Genomic DNA, 18,823 nt, shown 5'->3' with positions numbered 1-18,823 from the left:
TTAAGAAGGCACCTTTTTTTGTGGCAAGTTAAAGCTAAACATAGTGCCTTTACCAATTTCACTTTGTACGTAAATTTCGCTATCCATCAGTTTTAATAACCCTCTGCAAATAGCCAATCCTAAACCACCTTGCTGGCGCCCTTCTTTATTAGAATTACTTGCTTGGTAGTGCGGATTAAAAATAGCATTCAGCTCATCTTCTTTTATGCCTACGCCCGTGTCTGATACATGCACAAATAGTTGATTATCGTCACTGCGTTTTACATGTACTGCAATGCTGCCGCCGCGAGGGGTATGCCTAATTGCATTGTCAATTAAGTTACTTAACACGCGCTCTAATTTAGCTATATCGGCAACCACAGGAAAATCACAAATCGCAGGTTCTACCGACAAACTAATGCCTTTTTTATCAACGGCTAAACTAAATTTTGCCATGCAATCGTAAATGAGTTCGCCTAAATTAAAGGTTTCTTTATTTATGTTTATTTCGCCATTTTCTAAGTGAGCAAGCTCAAATATTTGCTCTATGAGTAGCTTTAATTGCCCGCAATTATTAAGCGATACCTGTAAGTATTCTTGTTGCTCTTTTTTACTTAGCTGCTCGGCCGACTGATTTAATACTTCTAAAAACCCCTGCAGTGAAGCAAGTGGTGTACGTAGGTCGTGCGATAGATGGGTCAGCAACTCTTTGCGTTGTTTATCGCCTTGTTCAAGCGCTTTAAACTGCTCATTAATACGCGTTAACATGGCTTGAATACTTCGCCCTAAACTATGCACTTCGTTACTTTTTTGCGTTGAGTAATTACTTAGCTTGGTGTCGGTAAGGCTGTAGTTAGCGGCTTCAATATTACTAACATCGCGTGCTAAGCGCTGAATTGGGTTGGTAAAAAAACGTAGTAAAATTAGCATCGCAATAAATAAAAATGCAAGTGCAGAGCCAAGCCATAAAGCAGCTAGCCATAACTTATCATTATTTTTTACAGTGCTTAGTGAGGTATCGTAAGCCTCACCACCAATAATTACATATAAATAACCTTGTAGCTTATCTTGATTAAATACTGGCGCGGCTGAAAATATTTTTTGTTGCTCTTTATTACGAGGATTATCACCATAAATAGGTGCAGCGCTTGGGTCGTTAATTAGCCTTTTTAAAGGCGTTAAACTAATATGCGTGCGTTTAACTTTACCCGGCTTTGCTGAGTAAGTAAGAATTTTTCCGGTTTCGTCTACAAAATAAAATTCAAACGCAGGGCCTAATAACATTAAGGTATGGAAGAGGTTTTCAAGCGCTTTATAGTCGTAAACACCTTCTTTTATTAATGGGTTATCTTGTACTAAATGCTCCGCTAACGCTAAGTGCAGATTTTGTTCGGCGTGGTGTTTTGAAGTCAGTTCTAATTGCTTACTCCAGCCGTAAACAAGGGCGCAAATAAAACAAAAAATCACGACTAGCGATATAGCTAATTTTTGATACAAAGATAATTTCATAATAGGTGTCTTAATTGAGTTGGCTAGGGTTTAGTTTGTAACCAACACCCCAAACGGTTTCGATGATAGGCGCTTGTTGGTGTTCTTCTAGCTTGGCACGTAAGCGGTTTATATGTGAATTAACCGTGTGCTCGTAACCACTGTGTTGGTAACCCCATACTTTATCGAGTAATTGCTGACGACTAAAAACATGATTAGGATGGCGTGCAAAGTAAACGAGTAAATCAAATTCGGTGGCGGTAAGGTTAAGGGCTTGCTTGCCTAAATACACTTGGTGCGAACTAAATTCTATATTGAGTGAGCCTACATTTAGTGTTTGTTCACTATCAACGGGGGAGTTGTCGTTGTTTTGGCTAGCGAGTAGTTGTGCTCTGTGGCGTAATTGGGTTTTTACTCTGGCTTGTAATTCGCGTGCAAAAAAGGGTTTACAAATATAATCATCGGCGCCCATTTCAAGGCCAATAACTCTATCCATATCGCTACTAAGCGCGGTGAGTAAAATTACGGAGGTAGTTGGGTAATGCTCTTTTATTTTTCGGCATAAGCTCAAACCATCCATTTGGGGTAAGTTTATATCGAGTAAAATAAGTCCGTAGGGATGCTTAGCTATTTTTTTTAAGGCAAGTTCTGCGCTTACAACATGATCAACATGTAAGTTAAGCGACGTTAGCTGCGTGGTAATTAACTTACCTATTTCTCTGTCATCTTCTACTACTAATATTTTTTCGTGACGCATGTATTACCTCGTAAAAAGGGGGGCATCCGTGCTCCCTTACTTCCCCATTACAAGCTGGAACGTTACTGCGTGCGCGTAATTACTATTTTCGATACTGGGTTATCAAACTTATGTTCAACACCAAGTGCTGATGTAGATAATCCATCTTGATTTGAAACAATGCCCGGATGCATTGTTATTATATCGGCTGTATCGTCACGTATTTCGTTAAACCCTTCACCGCTAGCGGCAGGACCTGGCACAGTTTCAGCTGTTTCTGTATTTGCTTCCGTACCCGCATCATAAGCAGTCGTAGTGCGTGATAACGAACCGCCAACTTCTAATGTTGATACATCTAAAGAACTAAGACCGGTAAAAGCATCATTTGTATTCCCAAGCATGGCAGCAAATGACAAATTAAGCGTTTCTTGCTCTTCAACAGTAATGATTACTGTGGTGGTTTCACCAGGGCCAATAGCGCCTTCAGCTGAAACTGCAGCAAGTGCACTTTCGTAGCTTAGGTATTCTTCATTTGCACCGCTTTCTGCAAGCATTTCTAAACCAACAGAAGCTGTGGTGCCGAATTCCCAAGGTGCTTCATCTTCAAAAGCAATGACAGAGAGTGGTGATAAAGGCTGTCCTGCAGTTAAGTTACTAAAAGTAATAGTAAACTCACTGATCACAGGTTCTACAACAATTGGCTCAACAACGACCGGCTCTTCAACCACTGGGTCGTTATCATTATCGCTACACGCTGCAAGTGTGGTTGCAAGTGCAAGCACTAGTAGACTTTTTTTAAGGTTGTTAGCAGATGACATAATCATGCTCCTACTTAACTGTAACGGTTAATTGCGCTACTGGGTTTAACCATCTGTGTACTGTATTACTTAAATCGCTATTACCCGCTTCTAAATCGTCATCACCTAAGCTACCTGGGTGAATATGGATGCTTGTATTTGTATCACCACTTAATATACCTGTACCGCCAGTGCCAGCGTCGCCACCTGGAGCCGCAGGAATCCCCGGAGTACCTGGAGCGCCAGAGCCTTCAACTACAAGCTCATTGTTTTGTTCTGTGCCTGCATCGTAAGCATTTAAATTAATTGTGTAAGTACCCGCTTCTGTTGGGATTTTCCAGCTGTTTAAGCCTACAAAGCCATCATTAGTTGGTAGCATCATTGCAGTTAAAGATAGGTACTCGTTACCGTCAGTAGTTGTTAGTGTTGCCGTTGTAGATGCGGCTGGTGCAAGTAAACCTTCAGCTGGATTTGCAGCCATATCACTGCCCGCTGCAGCTGCTTGTGCAACTAGCTCTGCAATATTGCCGCCTTCAGCCATTGTTTGTAATGCTGTAGATGCCTCTGTTGCGACTTCAAATAGTGTGTCTTCGCTGTTGTGTGCTGTAATTAACAGTGGAGTAAAGTGAATACCCTTGGTTAGGTTAGTAACTTTTAGGTCTAATTCTGCGGCCATAGTCGATTGGCTAGCTGCCGCTAAAAGAATTGCAATTGTTAATGTAGAAGTTTTCATTATTATTCCTGTAAGTGATGATTCGAGTTTAGTATTGAATAATCGTCTCCAGAAACTCTCACAAACTTATCACTTTTTTATCACAAGATTTTACGCTGTGATTTTTAAATACAAATACGTTGGTTGATTTGTAGACATTTGTTTAGTTAAGAGGCAACATACATGAAACAAAAAGGAGAGTGTTATGGAAGAAAATCAACAGGTTGAACCAGTTAACAAAGATGACCGTATGTGGGCTATGTTATGCCATTTGAGTGCGCTTGCCGGATTTATTGTGCCGTTTGGCTCAATAATTGGGCCATTAATTGTGTGGTTAATTAAAAGAGATGAGATGCCAGTTGTTGACGTGCACGGTAAAAAGGCGCTTAACTTTCAAATAACGATGGCAATTGCATATGTAGTTTGTTTTTTACTGATGTTTGTAGCAGTAGGCTTAATATTACTACCTATAGTAGCAATTTTTGGGTTTGTAATGGTTGTAATGGCAAGTATTAAAGCTAACGAAGGTAAAGAGTTTAATTACCCGTTTAGTTTAAATTTGATAAAATAAAACCTCAGTCATTATATTGTAAACCCAGCTATAGGCTGGGTTTTTACGTTTAGCCATAAGGGCATTATGCTTTATCTCACGTTATTTATTAGCGCATTTATATCTGCCACATTACTGCCTAGCTCTTCTGAGGTGATAATGGTGGGGATGATTGCCCAAGGTAAAGTTAATTTATGGCTTATGTGGTGTGTAGCAACACTTGGAAATGTATTGGGGAGCTGCGTTAATTACTGGTTAGGCACGCAGGTACTGCGTTTTAAAGATAAAAAATGGTTTCCTGTATCGCAAAAAGGGCTTGATAACGCACAAAAGCAATTTAATAAATATGGTGTATATAGTTTGTTATTTGCTTGGCTGCCAGTAGTAGGCGATCCGCTAACTGTAATTGGGGGGATATTTAAAGTACGCTTTAGTCTGTTTTTATTACTAGTAACACTAGGCAAAGGCGCTCGCTATTTAGCGGTTATCGCCCTTGCCGTAGGATTCGAAAAGCTTTTTTAAATAAGTTTTTTAAGACCTTATTTAGCCCAATCAAGCGTTAACGACACTGAGTCGGCAAAACGCAGTGCATGTGGTTTATCAACACGTGCTTTGGCGTAATGAACACTTGGGTGTGAGTGACAAACCGCAAGAATTTCAGCCACTAATTTTTCGAGCAATAAAAAATGCCCTTGCTCTACTAAGCTAATTACTTCTTTGGTGATCACTTTATAATTAAGTGCTTGGTCTACTTCATCCGTTTTACACGCGTCATCAGCAGGGTAGTGAATCTCTAGGTTGATCACTACATCTTGCTTTTTTTCACGCTCATCGGGGTTAAAGCCAATAAACGTACGCAGGCGCAAATTAGTAACGTTAATAATTGCATTAGCCATAGGGTTAACCTTTTATAAGCTGCAAAAATTCGTTACGTGTTTTAGGATCGCTTCTAAAGTTACCTAACATTACTGATGTACGCATGCTTGAATTTTGCTTTTCTACACCACGCATCATCATACACATGTGTTTTGCCTCAACAATAACGCCTACGCCCTTAGCGCCAGTAACTTCTTCAACTGCTTTAGCGATTTGATGCGTTAGCTGTTCTTGAATTTGAAAACGGCGTGAAAACATATCAACAATACGTGCAAATTTAGACAAGCCCAATACTTTACCGTTTGGAATATAAGCAATATGGCAACGGCCAATAAAAGGTAGTAAATGATGCTCACACATAGAGTAAAGCTCTATGTCTTGCACTAACACCATGTCGTCAGCGTCAGATGTAAATACCGCTTTATTAGTTATTTCATCAAGCGTTTGACGATATCCTTGCGTTAAATATTCCATTGCTTTTGCAGCACGTTTTGGCGTATCAAGTAAGCCTTCGCGGTTAGCATCTTCGCCTACTGCGGTGATGATTTTTTCGTAACTTTCTTTTAATTCATTGTGCATAAATATCTCAGTTTATTTATATTTACTTTAAATGACGGCCGCCATCAACAGGCAAAGAGCGCCCTGTGATGTAGTGGCTTTGTAATAGTAGATCAATGCTATTGATAATTTCTTGGCATCCGGGTTCAATTCCCATTAATGATTTTTTAAGGGTCTTAGCTCGATATTGCTCATCGTCATGTTCATTAAAAATAATGAGTGATGGAGCAACCGAGTTCACTTTTATGTTTGGCGCATATTTAGCGCTAAACGATTTAGTTAAGTTATCGAGAGCCGCTTTACTTGCTGCATAAACTAAGTGTTTAGGGCTGCCTGTTTCAACTACATAATCAGTAAGGTGAATTATATCAGCAGGTACTTTTGCACTTTGCTGATAGTTTAAAAGCAGCTCAGCGCACATTAAATTAATTAAATACGGTGTTTTGGCATGTATACGCATCATATTATCGAACAGTACTGCAAAGTCAGGATTGTTGGCTTCGCAGTCCCAGCTTGATGCATTGTGAACAATAGCGCGTAGGGATGTTGTATGCTCTTTAAGCTTATTTATAAATGCACTTATACCGTCATCGGTACTAAAATCGGCATAAATGCATACAGCGCCTTGTTGCTCTAATTTATCAACAGCGGCGTGACGAGTACGATACGTGATAATAATACTCAGCCCTTGGGCTATATAATGCTGAGCGAGTGCTAAACCAATACGTTGGCCTGCGCCGGTAATTAAAATGGGCGATGTCATATAAGGCAGTGTTCTCTTTGGCGGGTAGTTATACCAATATTATTAAAAATATCATCGTTCTATCGCTTTTTCATAGGGCTATAATAGCTCACTAACTTAACGCAATTGGTATTATAAAATTCAAAGCGTTAATTCATTAAAATATACGCAGCTTCTTAATCTGTCGATCAAAAAAGCAATTAATCCTCAAAGGCATTAATTGCTTTATTTTAGCTACTAAACATTAATCGTAGATTGTCGGAATTGGTTGACGCTTATGTTGTGTACGCGTGTAAATACTTACAAGCTTTTGTTCAACATCATTAGACACAGGTTTACCTTCTAAAAAGTCATCAATTTGCTCATAGCTCAAACCAAGTGCTTCTTCGTCTGTTAAACCTGGGCGGTCACTTTCTAAATCAGCTGTAGGTGCTTTATCTACCAATAAAGCTGGGGCACCTAGTGCAGTAGCAAGTGCACGAACTTGGCGTTTTGATAAACCAAACAGAGGGGCTAAATCGCACGCGCCGTCACCAAATTTAGTATAAAAACCAGTAATGTTTTCAGCACTATGATCGGTACCCACTACTAGGCCTTGGCAAAAACCTGCAATTTCGTACTGAGCAACCATACGTTGACGCGCTTTAACATTACCTTTAATAAAATCTATTTGAGCTTGCTCAGGCAGTGCTTCACCACAGCCAACTACAGCAGCTATCGCTTGCTCATGCAATGCATCAGCCGCAGGTTGTACGTTTACGGTCATACGTTTACTTGGCTGAATAAAATCAACCGCCATTTGTGCTTCATCTTCGTCAGCTTGTACACCATAAGGTAGGCGCACTGCAATAAACTGATACTTGTCAGTATCGTGTTCTTTATTTAGCTCGTTTACAGCAAGTTGACATAAGCGGCCGCAGGTTGATGAGTCAACACCACCGCTAATACCCAGTACTAACGAGCGTGAATGAGCTGCTACCAAACGTGTTTTAATAAAATTAACTCGGCGAGTTATCTCAGCATTTACATCAATAGTTGGCTGAACCTTCATTTCAGCCATAATTTCGGCGCGCATTGCCAGCTCCTTATAAAATTTAATATGTGATACGCAATAAACTTATTATGTGATTTAGTCTTAATTAATTAAAGTTTTAAATGAGCTTTTATTTTGCGAAGCTCTACTTTTAATTCTTCTACTTCTGCCAGTAAATCACTTAATTCTTTATCTTTAATTACTTCACTTGGTAGAGCAACAAAGGCATCGGCGGGATTATTTTGTTGTTCGCCAAATAAATGAATGTATCGGCTGTCGCGTTTACCTGCTTCTCGTTCTAATTTACGGGCGTAATCGCTTTCAATCAGTTTATTGAGCGCTGTTTCTACTTCATTTACGTTATTAAAATCAGCAAGCCTAGCACTGCGAGTTCTTAATTCACCTGGGGTTTGGGCACCACGTAAAAGTAATAAACAAACAATGGCACGCTGCTGAGTAGAAAATTGCAGATTACTAAACTCAGTGTTGCAAAAGCGGTGGTCGTATTTATTTACGCGACCAGAAAGCCCTTCATCTATAGTTACCAAACGCATGTCTATTAGTTCATCAAGTGCGTTTTGCACGTCACTATCTGTAAGATTTAACACAGGATCTCGATTAGACTTTTGGTTACATGCGTTCACTAGAGCGTTTAACGATAGCGGATAATGTTCTGGCGTTGTGCTTTGTTTTTCTAGTAAACAACCAAGAATACGTTGTTGATTTGCTGATAACTGCATAAATAATCTCAAATTAGTAAGCGTATTTTATTAGCTTACACCTTTATTGGATACCAAGCCATTGCTGGAGTTTAGGTTTTAGGGCGGCTAAATCGAGCGGCTTACTTAAATAGTCGTTCATGCCTGCTGCTAGGCATTTTTCTTTATCGCCCTGCATGGCATTGGCTGTAAGTGCAATAATAGTAATATTTTCATTACCCTTACCTGCATCGCCTTCTCTAATAGCTTTAGTAGCTTGGTAGCCATCCATTTCAGGCATTTGGCAATCCATTAAAACTAGCTTATATGGCTTACCTTGTTTTGCATTGAGTTTTACAATTGCCTCAAGCCCATTTTCAGCAATATCAAAAGTCACACCTGCTTGCTTTAATAGCGCCGAGGCAACTACTTGGTTTATTTTATTGTCTTCAACGAGCAGTAGTTGTGGCTCTGATGAATCGAGTACTGGTGCTTTAGTTAGTTTATTTTGTAGTTGTGCTTGTTGCTGCTGTTGTTCAATGTATTTATCGTTAGTGAGTGAGTCAAACAAATCAGAAGGTGTGAGTGGTTTGAAAATCATACAGTCGACTTCCATACCTACTTTAGACTCCTCAGGTGAATAACTCATTGGCGCCATAAGGACTAACTTGCAACTATGCATATTTATAAAGTTTTTAAGCGCAGTTATATGCGTTTGCGGCGCTTTTTCAAAAAAGTAGTAATCAACTAAAATAGCTTCAGGGTGGGTGGTTACATTATTTAAATAATCATCAACCTCAAGATAGTCATGTACGCAATTAACTTTTGCGCCCCATACTGTGAGTTGTTTACTGGCTGTATTTGCATTTAACGAACACTCATCAATAATTAAAATATGTTTGTTTTTAATTAAATGACTCGGTAAATCTTGTTCTTTACTTAAGCGAGGCTGTATTTGTATTGTGAAAGAAAATGTACTTCCCTCACCTTGCATACTGTTTACGCTTACTTCACCGTGCATTAATTCACACAATTGTTTTACTATCGCAAGGCCAAGTCCTGTGCCCCCAAACTGGCGTGTAGTTGAGGTATCTGCTTGTGTAAATGAATCAAATAACGACGCTTGTTTTTTAGGGTCAATACCAATGCCAGTATCAATAATCGAACATTGTAGGAACGAGCCATCCGTTGTTTCATCCACTTTGGCGGTAATAACTACTTCGCCATCAATAGTAAATTTAACGGCGTTGCCAATTAAGTTATTCAGAATTTGGCGTAAGCGGTTCGGATCACTAATTATTTCGCTAACTGTAATTTGAGTGGCATCTAAAATAAGTTTTGTATTGTTTTGCTCTACTTTTAAAGCAAACGACTCAACCACTTCTCCTAATAACCGAGGTAGGTTAAATTGCACGTTTTCAATATCGAGCTTACCGGCTTCAATTTTAGAAAAGTCTAATATGTCGTTAATTATATTAAGTAAAGATTGAGCTGATGACTGAGCAAGTTCGATATGATGCTTTTGCTGTAGGTCTAGTTGCGTTTGCTTAATTATATTAAGCATGCCTAAAACACCATTCATTGGTGTGCGAATTTCGTGGCTCATACTCGCTAAAAATTCACTTTTAGCTTCAACAGCTTGTTCTGCAGTTTCTTTGGCGGCAACCAGCTTTTGTTCAGTTTCAATTCGTTGCTGGCTCGAGTGCAAGCTGCCTATTAACGCTGCAACGGCAATTAAAAAGCTTTCTTCGTTTTTAGACCAGTGGCGCTTGGATTGACATTGCTCGGCGCAAACAACGCCTATAGCACCACTTCCCGCAGGAATAATTACGCACAGCATTGATTTAATCTCGAGTGGCATTAAATACTGCTCTTTAATTGGTGCGAGTATTGGGTGTTCTAGTGCATCGGGTGCATTAAATACTGCTTGATGATCTATTGCATTAAAAAAGCTGGGGTTGTTTTTTCTTAGCCAAATAGAGTCAATTTTGTCACTAGACGAATGTTTGCTATGTATGGCAAAGGGGCTTAGTTGAGACTTGTCTTCATTAAAAAACCAAATACTGGCACGTTTAATATCGAATGCTTGGCAGATTGCTTCAGTGATAATATCTTTCGATTGGCTAAGTTGCCCATTTAATATTAATTTATTAACGGTAAGAGAAGCTAAAATTTCGTTATGTAATGCGGTTTTATTATTTTCTAATTCAATCTTTTTACGGGTATCAATATTCTGTAATGAGCCAAAAATACGTGTGCATCGTCCATTCTTTTGTTCTGCTTCACCATGTACGAGTACCCAAACAGATCCACCTTCTGCATCCATTACTTCTAATTCAACTTCGTAGCTTTCACCATATTTTATGGCTCGTTCAATTAAAGGTCTAATTGTTTCTCTGCTAGTGCCTTTTTTAAAATAATTTAAATCTTTAGGCCATTCTGGTTGGTTATTTAATGGGTATTTAAATAGTTTTTTGGTCATATCAGACCAATACACTTGTTTAGTTTCTAAGTTAAATGACCATGCGCCTATTTGAGCTAGATCACTCATTGCTTCAAGCATTTTTTCATTTTGTTGCTGACGATTAAGCATTTTCAAAAAGAATAAAAAGGCCCAAATTAATAATCCGCAAATAATTATAATTGATAACCGAAGTGGCCACACAGCTGAATTTGGTGGGCTCCAACCTATTTTAGGTGCTACGTAAAGTTGCCAATTGCCACCTTGAAAGCTTAACGTAAACTCAAGGGGATCTTGCTCTATTATGTTTTGATCACCGTAAAAAAATTCCCCTTTGCTGCCAAGTCCATGCCTGCCTTGTAAAGCGACGTTGTACTCTTTTCCTAGCTCATAAATACCTGAATTTTCATAGACTTTGTCAATATTGAGAACAACTGAGAGTAATCCCCAAAAGCGATTCTCTGGCGGTATGTAAACAGGAACTCGGGCTATAAGTGCGATGTCACCTTGGATTAATTTTAATGGGCCAGCCATTACAATGGTATTTGTATCGCGAGCTCTAATCGCATCAGCGCGTTGGCTTTTTTCTTCTAAAAAGTTTAAACCGAGTGCTTTTTCATTACCTTTTAAGGGGTAAGTCATGCGTATTACCATATCGGGAGCGCCACCAATATTGCGAAGCTCATTTGAGGTTTCAAATAGCGGTTGAGCAATTTGTTCAAATTGTGTTTGCTGTAAATTAGGCTGCGCCGCTACGGCAACACCTAAACCTCGAACCAGTTGGATATTAGAAACTAAAATAGATTCTAATTGAGCACGATATGTACTTACTTCAGAAAGAATTTGTAGGCGGTGAGCATCTTTTACACGATTATAGTTAATACGATCAAGAACAACACCAACTAGTACAGTTAGCGTAAGCGATAACCAAAAGGTCAGCTTAAAGTTATAAACATTCGTTTTTTTGTTATTACTAGACGGTGGCATTAGCTACATCGTGGCGTTAATTTAGGCAATTTAACTATAGCTAATTTATGACATAAATGAAAACGGCGCATTAACAAATGCGCCGTTTATTTTTTATAATTAGTAGTTTAGCGAGTTACGAATCGCTAACTTCACGTGCCCAATGATTTTGCTTTGCTACGTGTAGCTTGCGGTAACCATCAAGTAGTGCCGCATGCTTTTTAAAGCCTTCAAGCGATAAACCTGGAAAAGTTAAACCGTTAAACTGCTTTTTACCTTCGGCAATTTCTATAGCCAGCGCTACATTATTAGCACCAAACATTAAGCCTAATGCATCTTGGTAATCAGCGTATTCGCGCTCGTCATCGTATTTAATTTCAAGAATCGCTTTTAAACAGCGGAAGTGGCGCATTGCATCTTCGTTTACTTGGCCCGTATGAAGTATCCAATCAACCCAATCAATGGCTTCTTCGCTGCCTGCGGCTAAGCATAGGTGCGCTTTAAGCTCACCTATACGCAGTGTGTGCCATGGTGTGTCGGCATCAGTTGCTAAGCCAATAAATTCTGCGGCGCGGATAATATCGCTATGACCGGCTTCTTCTAGGCTGTCGTAAATTTCCATCCATTGCTCTGCATCGTACTGATCAAGCGATAGGAATGCTTCGCGAAATTTTGCGCCTTCGTTGTTGTTGCGCCAAATAAGCTCATCAACAGGGTAAATGTCTGACATGCCAGGTACTAAAATACGACATGCGTATACGTTTAGGTGCGTGTAATCCATGATGTATATATCGTGATCCATGCTGTGAATCAGGTCAGTACAGAAGTTATATTCTTGCTCTGTTGTGCCGCTAAAGTCCCAGTGTACAAATTCAAAGTCAGGTTTTGCACGGAAGAAATCATGCGAAATCAAACCGCTTGAATCAATAAAGTGCAGTTCAATGTTTTCTGGTGTTGCTACTTCATCGTTATCAAATGTTGCAGGTTGGAATACATCTAGTTGATCTAAACGACGACCTTGTAGTAACTCGGTAACGGTACGCTCAAGCGCTACTTCAAATGAAGGGTGAGCACCAAAAGAGGCAAATACAGAACCATCAGTTGGGTTAATAAGCGTTACGCTCATTACTGGGTAAATTCCCCCAAGTGATGCATCGGCAATACGTAAATGAAAGCCATGGCTGCGAAGCTCTTCACACGCTTCGTGAATTTTAGGATATTGCTTAACAACATCTTCAGGCACGATTGGTAAACAAATGCCTTCGGCGATGATGCGGTTTTTAATCGCGCGCTCAAATACTTCTGATAAACCTTGTACGCGAGCTTCAAACTTCGTGTTACCTGCGCTCATACCGTTAGATACAAAAATATTACCAATAACGTTTACCGGAATGTATACGTCTTGGTTATCGCGTTGGCGAGTGTAGGGCAGGGTACAAATGCCACGATCAATATTGCCAGAGTTAAAATCAAAGAGATGTGATGCGTTAAGTTCGCGCTCTGGGTCAAAGTAATCCCATAAGCTTTCATCCATAATACCTTGTGGTACTTCGTCGCCTTCAACTTTAAACCATTTTTCGGTTGGGTAATGAGTAAACTCGCCATTGGCAAATTCTTCACCTAGATAAAAGTCTGCAAAAAAGTAGTTACAGCTTAAACGCTCAAAGTATTCACCGAGTGCTGAGGCAATAGAGGCTTTGTCGGTTGCGCCTTTACCATTGGTAAACATAACACCGCAGTCACTGTCTTTTATATGAACCGAATAACAGTTAGCTACAGGGTTAAGCCAAAGCGCTTCTTCAACATTAATGTGTAGGGCTTCAAGCTTGTTTTGCATGGTAGAGATTGACGATTCTAGGTCGCGGTCTTTACCTTTGATAAATGTTTTTTCAGTCATATTGATCTCAACTAGTTCTGCACGATGTGTGGAGCTGACATTATCGTGGATTTTGATGTTTATTTCACCCTTTGCGAGCAAGAACATTATTATTTAATAAAACTGTGGTTATTATATGTCCTTAACGCTTGGTCAAAACGTGCAAAGGAAAGGTTGATGTTTAAAGTAATCAAACGCTTGTTATTATTAATTGTGATTTTAGGGCTGGCAAGTACCGCCGTTGTTTATGGTGTGCTTAGTTTAAGTTTACCTGCCCTTGATGGAAACGGACGTAGTAACGCGGTAGTAGAGCCCGTAAAAATTTCGCGCGATGCACTAGGGCAAGCAGTAATAAACGCCAATAGCCGAAACGACGTTGCCTATGGTTTAGGTTATGCGCATGGGCAAGACCGATTTTTTCAAATGGATTTACTAAGACGTAATGCCGCAGGCGAGCTAAGTGAATTATTTGGCGAAGCCGCGTTGGGGCTCGATAAAAAGATGCGTTTTCATCAATTGCGTAAACGCAGCCAAATTATTTTACAAACCTTACCTGAGACCGATAAGCAATTACTTAAAAGTTACGCTCAAGGTGTAAACGAAGGCTTAGCGCAAGTAGGGTATTCAAGCTTTGAATATTTACTAACCGGTGCAACACAAAAGCCATGGCAAAGCGAAGACAGCCTACTTGTGATATTTAGCATGTACCTTGATTTACAAAGCGCGACATTTGAGCGCGACCAAGCACTTATTCAAATTGAGCAAGCGTACACAAAGCAAATGGTTGATTTTTTAACGCAACCAAGTAAGTACCAAGCCGCACTTGATGGTAGTAAATTAGCAACTTATAACGGCGGCATACCTACTTTGCCCACTCAAACAGAGCATACAGTTAAAAGTATTGAAGCAAACCAAGAGCGCGGCAGTAATAACTGGGCAGTTACAGGAACGCTTACTAAAACAGGCGCTGGTATGGTGTCGGATGATATGCATTTATCGATGGCAGTGCCTGTAATTTGGTACAGAGCTCAGCTAAATTATACACAAAATGGAAAACCTGCTCAGGTAACCGGTGTATCGCTACCCGGAGCGCCGGCAATTGTTGTTGGCACTAACAATGATATTGCATGGGGGTTTACTAACGGCTATTTAGATACAGCCGATTGGATTGCATTAAACGATGATAGTAAAACATGGCAAGTAGATGAACCTATTGCATTACCCGATGGGGAGATCGAAAACTATTCATTAATACTCAGCGAATATGGCCCTGTAAAATACATTAACGAAAAACCTTATGCATTGAGCTGGGCTGCACATCAGCCTTACGCCGTTAATATGCAACTATTAAAGTTAGAGCAAGCCGAAACAGTAGATGATGCACTTGCTGTAGCAAGCGATGTAGGAATACCTGTGCAAAACCTAATGGTGGTAGACAGTCTTGGTAGCGCAGCGTGGAAAAATATGGGCGGTATACCGGCTCGCAAAACGCCTAGCGAACTTGGTGTAAATGCCGGTGACTACTCAGCGCTTTGGCAGCAAAATGAATTAGAACGTCCCTTTATTAAAAACCCACAAAACGGTCGATTATGGACTGGTAATTCTCGCGTGGTATCGGCTGAAGATAACGCCCGTTTTGGCAATGGTGGCTATGCACTCGGTGCACGTTCGAGCCAAATTCGCGATAGATTATTTGAAAAAAAAACATTTGCAGAGAGCGACTTTTACGCACTACAGCTCGATAATCAAGCTCGCTTTTTAATGCCTTGGCATGCTTTGCTATTAAAGCAATTAAAAACAGATCAAACCAAAAATCAGCAATATATAACAGCGCTCGAAAATTGGCAGCAATGTGCGTGTTCAACCTCCATAGGGTATACCTTAGTTAAGCGCTACCGCGATGAAGTGATTAATATTTTATTTAGTAATATTGAAAGCCAATTAAATAAACAACAAGGCACACTTAAATACGTAAAACGAGATTTAGAGCCCGCAGTGTGGCAGCTTATTAACAACAAACCCGACACGTGGATAAACCCACAATTTAAAAGCTGGGATGCACAATTACACGGTGCGTTTAGCCAAACTATCACTAAACTTACAGAACAATTTGGTAATAACCTTCAAAGCTGGCAGTGGGGCAAGGTAAATGAGTTAGTGATAGAGCATCCGTTTGCAAAGCAAATGCCGTTACTTGCTAAGTTATTAAATATGCCCACAGCAGCGGGCTTTGGTGATAGTTATATGCCCGCAGTACAAGGGCGTAGTTTTGGTGCATCACAGCGTTTTATTGCGCAACCAGGGCATTTAGAACATGCGATTTTAGCTATTCCCGGTGGGCAATCGGGGCATCCTCTTTCTGAATTTTATAGAGCGGGGTTTAGTGATTACGTAGAGGGTAAACATACACCTTTATTGCCGCAAACACTTATGCATCAAATAGTCATAAGTCCTATTAAATAACGTTTAAGTGATAAGTGAGTGAGCTTAAATAGTGATAAAAACGTTCTATATTAATTACTTCATACAACAGAGAACAAAAATGAAAAAAATACTACCCGCATTAATAACAGGTTTATTACTAAGTACAGCAGCGCAAGCAGATGAAGGTCCAGTAACAGCACAAAAACTAAGTGAGCATGTATACGTACTATTTGGGCAAGGCGGTAATATTGCAGCAAGTGTAGGCGATGATGGCATTTATATTATTGATGATCAGTTTGCCAAGTTATCAGACGACATTAAAAAAACGATTAGTGATTTAAAACCAGGCAGTGCAGAGTTTGTTATTAATACGCATCATCATGGCGATCATACCGGTGGCAACGAAAACTTTGCTAAAGCGGGTGCGCACGTTATAGCACACGACAATGTACACAAACGTTTAGAAGAGCAGCACGGCGAAGGGTCAGACTTTTTACCGCGCATTAGTTTTGGTCACGACTTAAAACTACATTTTAATAACGAACACGCCCATGTAGTGCATTACGAACATGCACATACCGATGGCGACTCGGTTATCTTTTTTAGTAACGACAACATAGTGCACATGGGCGACATTTACTTTAATTTTGGCAGCTTACCGTTTGTTGATGTAGATAGCGGCGGCAGCGTTGATGGTATTTTAGCAGCAGTAAACGATGTAGTTAATCAAATTGACGACAACACTAAAGTAATACCAGGACACGGTAAGGTAAGTGACCGTTCAGGACTGATAGCGTATGGTAAGCTAGTTCAAAACGCGAAAGACGTAATGCTAAAAGCAATGCAAAATAATGCAAGCTTAGAGCAAGTACTTAAAGCCGATCCATTGGCAGAACTTGGTCTTGAATACGCAGGCTGGTTACCAAAAGAGAAAGTAACCACACTTTTTTATCGCAGCTTAAAGTAGTACGTCTAAAGTAAAAAACATGATACAAAGCTGAGTGTATTCTTGATTTAATCGAGCGTACATTCGGCTTTTATTTTCTTATGCCTAAAGGAGTTGTGTATGTCGGCAGAAAAAACCCATCTTGAAATTTGTAATTTAACCAGAGAGCAATATCCGCAAATTAAAACCTTGATGGATCAAGCGTATCCCGACTTAGGTGGTGCGTGGCCAAGTCATACCATTTTTAGATTAATAGACCAATTTCCTGAAGGGCAAATAGGTATTGTAGATGACGGCGTGCTGGTGGGCTTAGCGCTGAGCGTACAAGTTGATTACACACGTTTTTCAAACCCGCATACATACGAAGATATTGCAGATGGTCACGACCGTGTATTTAGCGATACCGATGGCGATGCGCTATACGGCTTAGATGTTGCCATTAGCGAAACTCACAGAGGCATGCGCTTAGGTCGTCGCCTTTATGATGCCCGTAAAGAACTGTGCCGCCAATATAACCTACGCGCTATTTTAGCGGGTGGTCGTATTCCACGTTATTACAATCACAGTAGTGAAATGACGCCAATGGAATACATTGCAAAAGTAGATCAGAGAGAGCTGTACGATCCTATTTTAAGCTTTCAGCTATCTAACGATTTCCAGGTAAAGCGTTTACTTAAAAAGTACCTACCAGAGGATCAAGAGTCAGTTGGTTACGCCACTTTACTTGAGTGGAATAACATTATGTATGAACCAACCGACACGGTACTCGAGTCAACTAAATCAATTGTGCGCGTAGGTGCTGTGCAATGGCAAATGCGTTGTGTTGAATCGGTTGAAGAAATGCTAAAACAGGTTGAATACTTTGTAGATACCGTATCTGACTACAAAAGCGACTTTATACTATTCCCTGAATTTTTTAACGCGCCATTAATGGGCTTAGGAAATCAAAGCAATCAAACTGAAGCGATTCGTTATTTAGCGGAATATACCGAAACGTTTAAAAACGCGATGTCGCGTATGGCAATAGAATACAACGCCAATATTATTACCGGCTCTATGCCGCTTGCCGAAGACGATAAAATTTATAACGTAAGTTATTTATGCCACCGCAGCGGTAAAATAGACGAGCAACGTAAAATACATATTACCCCGCATGAGCAAAACGATTGGGTTATTCAAGGCGGCGACAAAATTGCTGTATTTGAAACCGATGCTGGGCGTGTAGGTATTCAAATTTGTTATGACGTAGAGTTTCCTGAGCTTTCACGCATATTAGCAAAACAAGGGTTAGATATTTTGTTCGTCCCATTTTGGACCGACACTAAAAATAGCTACTTACGTGTGCGCCATTGTGCACAAGCGCGTGCAATAGAAAACGAATGTTATGTGGTTATTGCAGGCTCGGTAGGTAACTTACCACAAGTAGAAAGCCTTGATGTGCAGTACTCACAATCGGCTGTATTAACGCCATCGGACTTTTCGTTCCCGCACGATGCAACACTTAACGAAGCCACACCTAATACAGAAATGCTGTTATTTAGTGACCTTGATATGGATAAGTTAAAAATTCTTCACAGCGAAGGCACAGTGCGTAACTTAAAAGATCGCCGCGAAGATTTATATGAAGTTATATTGAAAAAGAGAGATGTTTAATGGCGTGGATTTATTTGGTTATTGCCGGTTTACTTGAAATTGGCTGGCCGATAGGTTTAAAAATTTCGCAAAATTCAGATACTCGCTGGCAAGGCATAGCAATAGCGGTGGCATTTTTAGTCGCTAGTGGTTTTATGTTGTGGCTTGCTCAAAGGCAAATATCAATGGGCACCTCATACGCCGTGTGGACAGGTATTGGCGCTGCGGGTACGTTTTTAGTAGGTATATTGTTTTATAACGATGCAGCTACATTTGGTCGTATTGCGGGAGTACTGATGATTATTAGCGGTGTGATAACACTTAAAATAAGCTCTTAATTGGTAATTCG

The 18,823-nt window shown here is 40.1% G+C and carries 17 protein-coding genes; 6 read left to right on the top strand and 11 right to left on the bottom strand.

Annotated elements, in window-relative coordinates; translation table 11 throughout:
* From CXF76_RS12610 to CXF76_RS12595, 4 genes are all read right to left on the bottom strand, one after another.
* The gene (locus tag CXF76_RS12610) at positions 1–1,488 is read right to left on the bottom strand and encodes a sensor histidine kinase (protein WP_101163828.1); all 1,488 of its coding nucleotides are present in this window, start codon (positions 1,486–1,488) and stop codon (positions 1–3) included.
* Positions 1,489–1,498: 10 nt separating this feature from the next.
* Positions 1,499–2,224 (bottom strand): response regulator transcription factor, encoded by a 726-nt coding sequence (locus CXF76_RS12605; protein WP_007580488.1) that lies wholly within the window; start codon positions 2,222–2,224, stop codon positions 1,499–1,501.
* Between the two features lie 62 nt (positions 2,225–2,286).
* A complete protein-coding gene (locus CXF76_RS12600; RefSeq protein WP_101163827.1) occupies positions 2,287–3,021 on the bottom strand; it encodes a spondin domain-containing protein in 735 nt (244 codons plus the stop codon).
* 10 nt (positions 3,022–3,031) lie between these two features.
* The gene (locus tag CXF76_RS12595; protein ID WP_101163826.1) at positions 3,032–3,733 is read right to left on the bottom strand and encodes a spondin domain-containing protein; all 702 of its coding nucleotides are present in this window, start codon (positions 3,731–3,733) and stop codon (positions 3,032–3,034) included.
* A gap of 184 nt (positions 3,734–3,917) precedes the next feature.
* Here CXF76_RS12595 and CXF76_RS12590 point away from each other — a divergent pair, with 184 nt between their 5' ends.
* The gene (locus CXF76_RS12590; RefSeq protein WP_007580507.1) at positions 3,918–4,283 is read left to right on the top strand and encodes a DUF4870 domain-containing protein; all 366 of its coding nucleotides are present in this window, start codon (positions 3,918–3,920) and stop codon (positions 4,281–4,283) included.
* Between the two features lie 66 nt (positions 4,284–4,349).
* Positions 4,350–4,784 (top strand): YqaA family protein, encoded by a 435-nt coding sequence (locus CXF76_RS12585; protein WP_024605954.1) that lies wholly within the window; start codon positions 4,350–4,352, stop codon positions 4,782–4,784.
* A gap of 17 nt (positions 4,785–4,801) precedes the next feature.
* Here the strand turns inward: CXF76_RS12585 and folX are convergent, their stop codons facing one another.
* The 7 genes from folX to ycaO all read right to left on the bottom strand — a co-directional run bounded on the left by folX (position 4,802) and on the right by ycaO (position 13,493).
* Entirely contained in the window at positions 4,802–5,158 is a 357-nt protein-coding gene (folX, locus tag CXF76_RS12580; protein WP_007377309.1) for a dihydroneopterin triphosphate 2'-epimerase, read from the bottom strand.
* A 4-nt stretch (positions 5,159–5,162) separates the two neighbouring features.
* The gene (folE, locus tag CXF76_RS12575) at positions 5,163–5,717 is read right to left on the bottom strand and encodes a GTP cyclohydrolase I FolE (protein WP_002962341.1); all 555 of its coding nucleotides are present in this window, start codon (positions 5,715–5,717) and stop codon (positions 5,163–5,165) included.
* A gap of 22 nt (positions 5,718–5,739) precedes the next feature.
* Positions 5,740–6,459, bottom strand: a complete 720-nt coding sequence (gene folM / locus CXF76_RS12570; RefSeq protein ID WP_101163825.1) for a dihydromonapterin reductase — start codon at positions 6,457–6,459, stop codon at positions 5,740–5,742.
* Positions 6,460–6,682: 223 nt separating this feature from the next.
* On the bottom strand, positions 6,683–7,513 hold the full coding sequence (gene nadE / locus CXF76_RS12565; protein ID WP_024589633.1) for an ammonia-dependent NAD(+) synthetase: 831 nt from the start codon (positions 7,511–7,513) through the stop codon (positions 6,683–6,685).
* Between the two features lie 68 nt (positions 7,514–7,581).
* Entirely contained in the window at positions 7,582–8,211 is a 630-nt protein-coding gene (locus CXF76_RS12560; RefSeq protein WP_024589634.1) for a YceH family protein, read from the bottom strand.
* Positions 8,212–8,254: 43 nt separating this feature from the next.
* Entirely contained in the window at positions 8,255–11,617 is a 3,363-nt protein-coding gene (locus CXF76_RS12555; RefSeq protein WP_101163824.1) for an ATP-binding protein, read from the bottom strand.
* A gap of 115 nt (positions 11,618–11,732) precedes the next feature.
* Complete coding sequence (ycaO, locus tag CXF76_RS12550) at positions 11,733–13,493, bottom strand: 30S ribosomal protein S12 methylthiotransferase accessory factor YcaO (RefSeq protein WP_024589636.1); 1,761 nt, start codon at positions 13,491–13,493, stop codon at positions 11,733–11,735.
* 156 nt (positions 13,494–13,649) lie between these two features.
* On the opposite strand from ycaO, the gene CXF76_RS12545 reads away from it, so the two are divergent.
* From CXF76_RS12545 to CXF76_RS12530, 4 genes are all read left to right on the top strand, one after another.
* A complete protein-coding gene (locus tag CXF76_RS12545) occupies positions 13,650–15,935 on the top strand; it encodes a penicillin acylase family protein (protein ID WP_101163823.1) in 2,286 nt (761 codons plus the stop codon).
* A gap of 79 nt (positions 15,936–16,014) precedes the next feature.
* Complete coding sequence (locus tag CXF76_RS12540; RefSeq protein WP_010554552.1) at positions 16,015–16,863, top strand: MBL fold metallo-hydrolase; 849 nt, start codon at positions 16,015–16,017, stop codon at positions 16,861–16,863.
* A 99-nt stretch (positions 16,864–16,962) separates the two neighbouring features.
* Complete coding sequence (locus tag CXF76_RS12535) at positions 16,963–18,495, top strand: bifunctional GNAT family N-acetyltransferase/carbon-nitrogen hydrolase family protein (RefSeq protein ID WP_010554553.1); 1,533 nt, start codon at positions 16,963–16,965, stop codon at positions 18,493–18,495.
* On the top strand, positions 18,495–18,812 hold the full coding sequence (locus CXF76_RS12530) for a DMT family transporter (protein ID WP_007580521.1): 318 nt from the start codon (positions 18,495–18,497) through the stop codon (positions 18,810–18,812). Before CXF76_RS12535 ends, CXF76_RS12530 begins: the two co-directional genes overlap by 1 nt.
* Positions 18,813–18,823 lie beyond the last annotated feature (11 nt).

It is taken from the genome of Pseudoalteromonas sp. 78C3, assembly GCF_002836695.1.
Lineage (GTDB): Bacteria > Pseudomonadota > Gammaproteobacteria > Enterobacterales > Alteromonadaceae > Pseudoalteromonas > Pseudoalteromonas arctica.
Note: the sequence above shows the minus strand (reverse complement) of the source record. Positions and strands in the feature narration are given on the sequence as shown.

What these genes read in the sequence shown, in the direction of transcription:
- folE (WP_002962341.1), bottom strand. Translation starts at nt 5,717, where the DNA reads ATGCACAATGAATTAAAAGAAAGTTACGAAAAAATCATCACCGCAGTA.
- folM (WP_101163825.1), bottom strand. Translation starts at nt 6,459, where the DNA reads ATGACATCGCCCATTTTAATTACCGGCGCAGGCCAACGTATTGGTTTA.
- CXF76_RS12560 (WP_024589634.1), bottom strand. Translation starts at nt 8,211, where the DNA reads ATGCAGTTATCAGCAAATCAACAACGTATTCTTGGTTGTTTACTAGAA.
- CXF76_RS12530 (WP_007580521.1), top strand. Translation starts at nt 18,495, where the DNA reads ATGGCGTGGATTTATTTGGTTATTGCCGGTTTACTTGAAATTGGCTGG.
- nadE (WP_024589633.1), bottom strand. Translation starts at nt 7,513, where the DNA reads ATGCGCGCCGAAATTATGGCTGAAATGAAGGTTCAGCCAACTATTGAT.
- CXF76_RS12545 (WP_101163823.1), top strand. Translation starts at nt 13,650, where the DNA reads ATGTTTAAAGTAATCAAACGCTTGTTATTATTAATTGTGATTTTAGGG.
- CXF76_RS12605 (WP_007580488.1), bottom strand. Translation starts at nt 2,224, where the DNA reads ATGCGTCACGAAAAAATATTAGTAGTAGAAGATGACAGAGAAATAGGT.
- CXF76_RS12555 (WP_101163824.1), bottom strand. Translation starts at nt 11,617, where the DNA reads ATGCCACCGTCTAGTAATAACAAAAAAACGAATGTTTATAACTTTAAG.
- CXF76_RS12585 (WP_024605954.1), top strand. Translation starts at nt 4,350, where the DNA reads ATGCTTTATCTCACGTTATTTATTAGCGCATTTATATCTGCCACATTA.
- CXF76_RS12535 (WP_010554553.1), top strand. Translation starts at nt 16,963, where the DNA reads ATGTCGGCAGAAAAAACCCATCTTGAAATTTGTAATTTAACCAGAGAG.
- ycaO (WP_024589636.1), bottom strand. Translation starts at nt 13,493, where the DNA reads ATGACTGAAAAAACATTTATCAAAGGTAAAGACCGCGACCTAGAATCG.
- CXF76_RS12540 (WP_010554552.1), top strand. Translation starts at nt 16,015, where the DNA reads ATGAAAAAAATACTACCCGCATTAATAACAGGTTTATTACTAAGTACA.
- folX (WP_007377309.1), bottom strand. Translation starts at nt 5,158, where the DNA reads ATGGCTAATGCAATTATTAACGTTACTAATTTGCGCCTGCGTACGTTT.
- CXF76_RS12595 (WP_101163826.1), bottom strand. Translation starts at nt 3,733, where the DNA reads ATGAAAACTTCTACATTAACAATTGCAATTCTTTTAGCGGCAGCTAGC.
- CXF76_RS12590 (WP_007580507.1), top strand. Translation starts at nt 3,918, where the DNA reads ATGGAAGAAAATCAACAGGTTGAACCAGTTAACAAAGATGACCGTATG.
- CXF76_RS12600 (WP_101163827.1), bottom strand. Translation starts at nt 3,021, where the DNA reads ATGTCATCTGCTAACAACCTTAAAAAAAGTCTACTAGTGCTTGCACTT.
- CXF76_RS12610 (WP_101163828.1), bottom strand. Translation starts at nt 1,488, where the DNA reads ATGAAATTATCTTTGTATCAAAAATTAGCTATATCGCTAGTCGTGATT.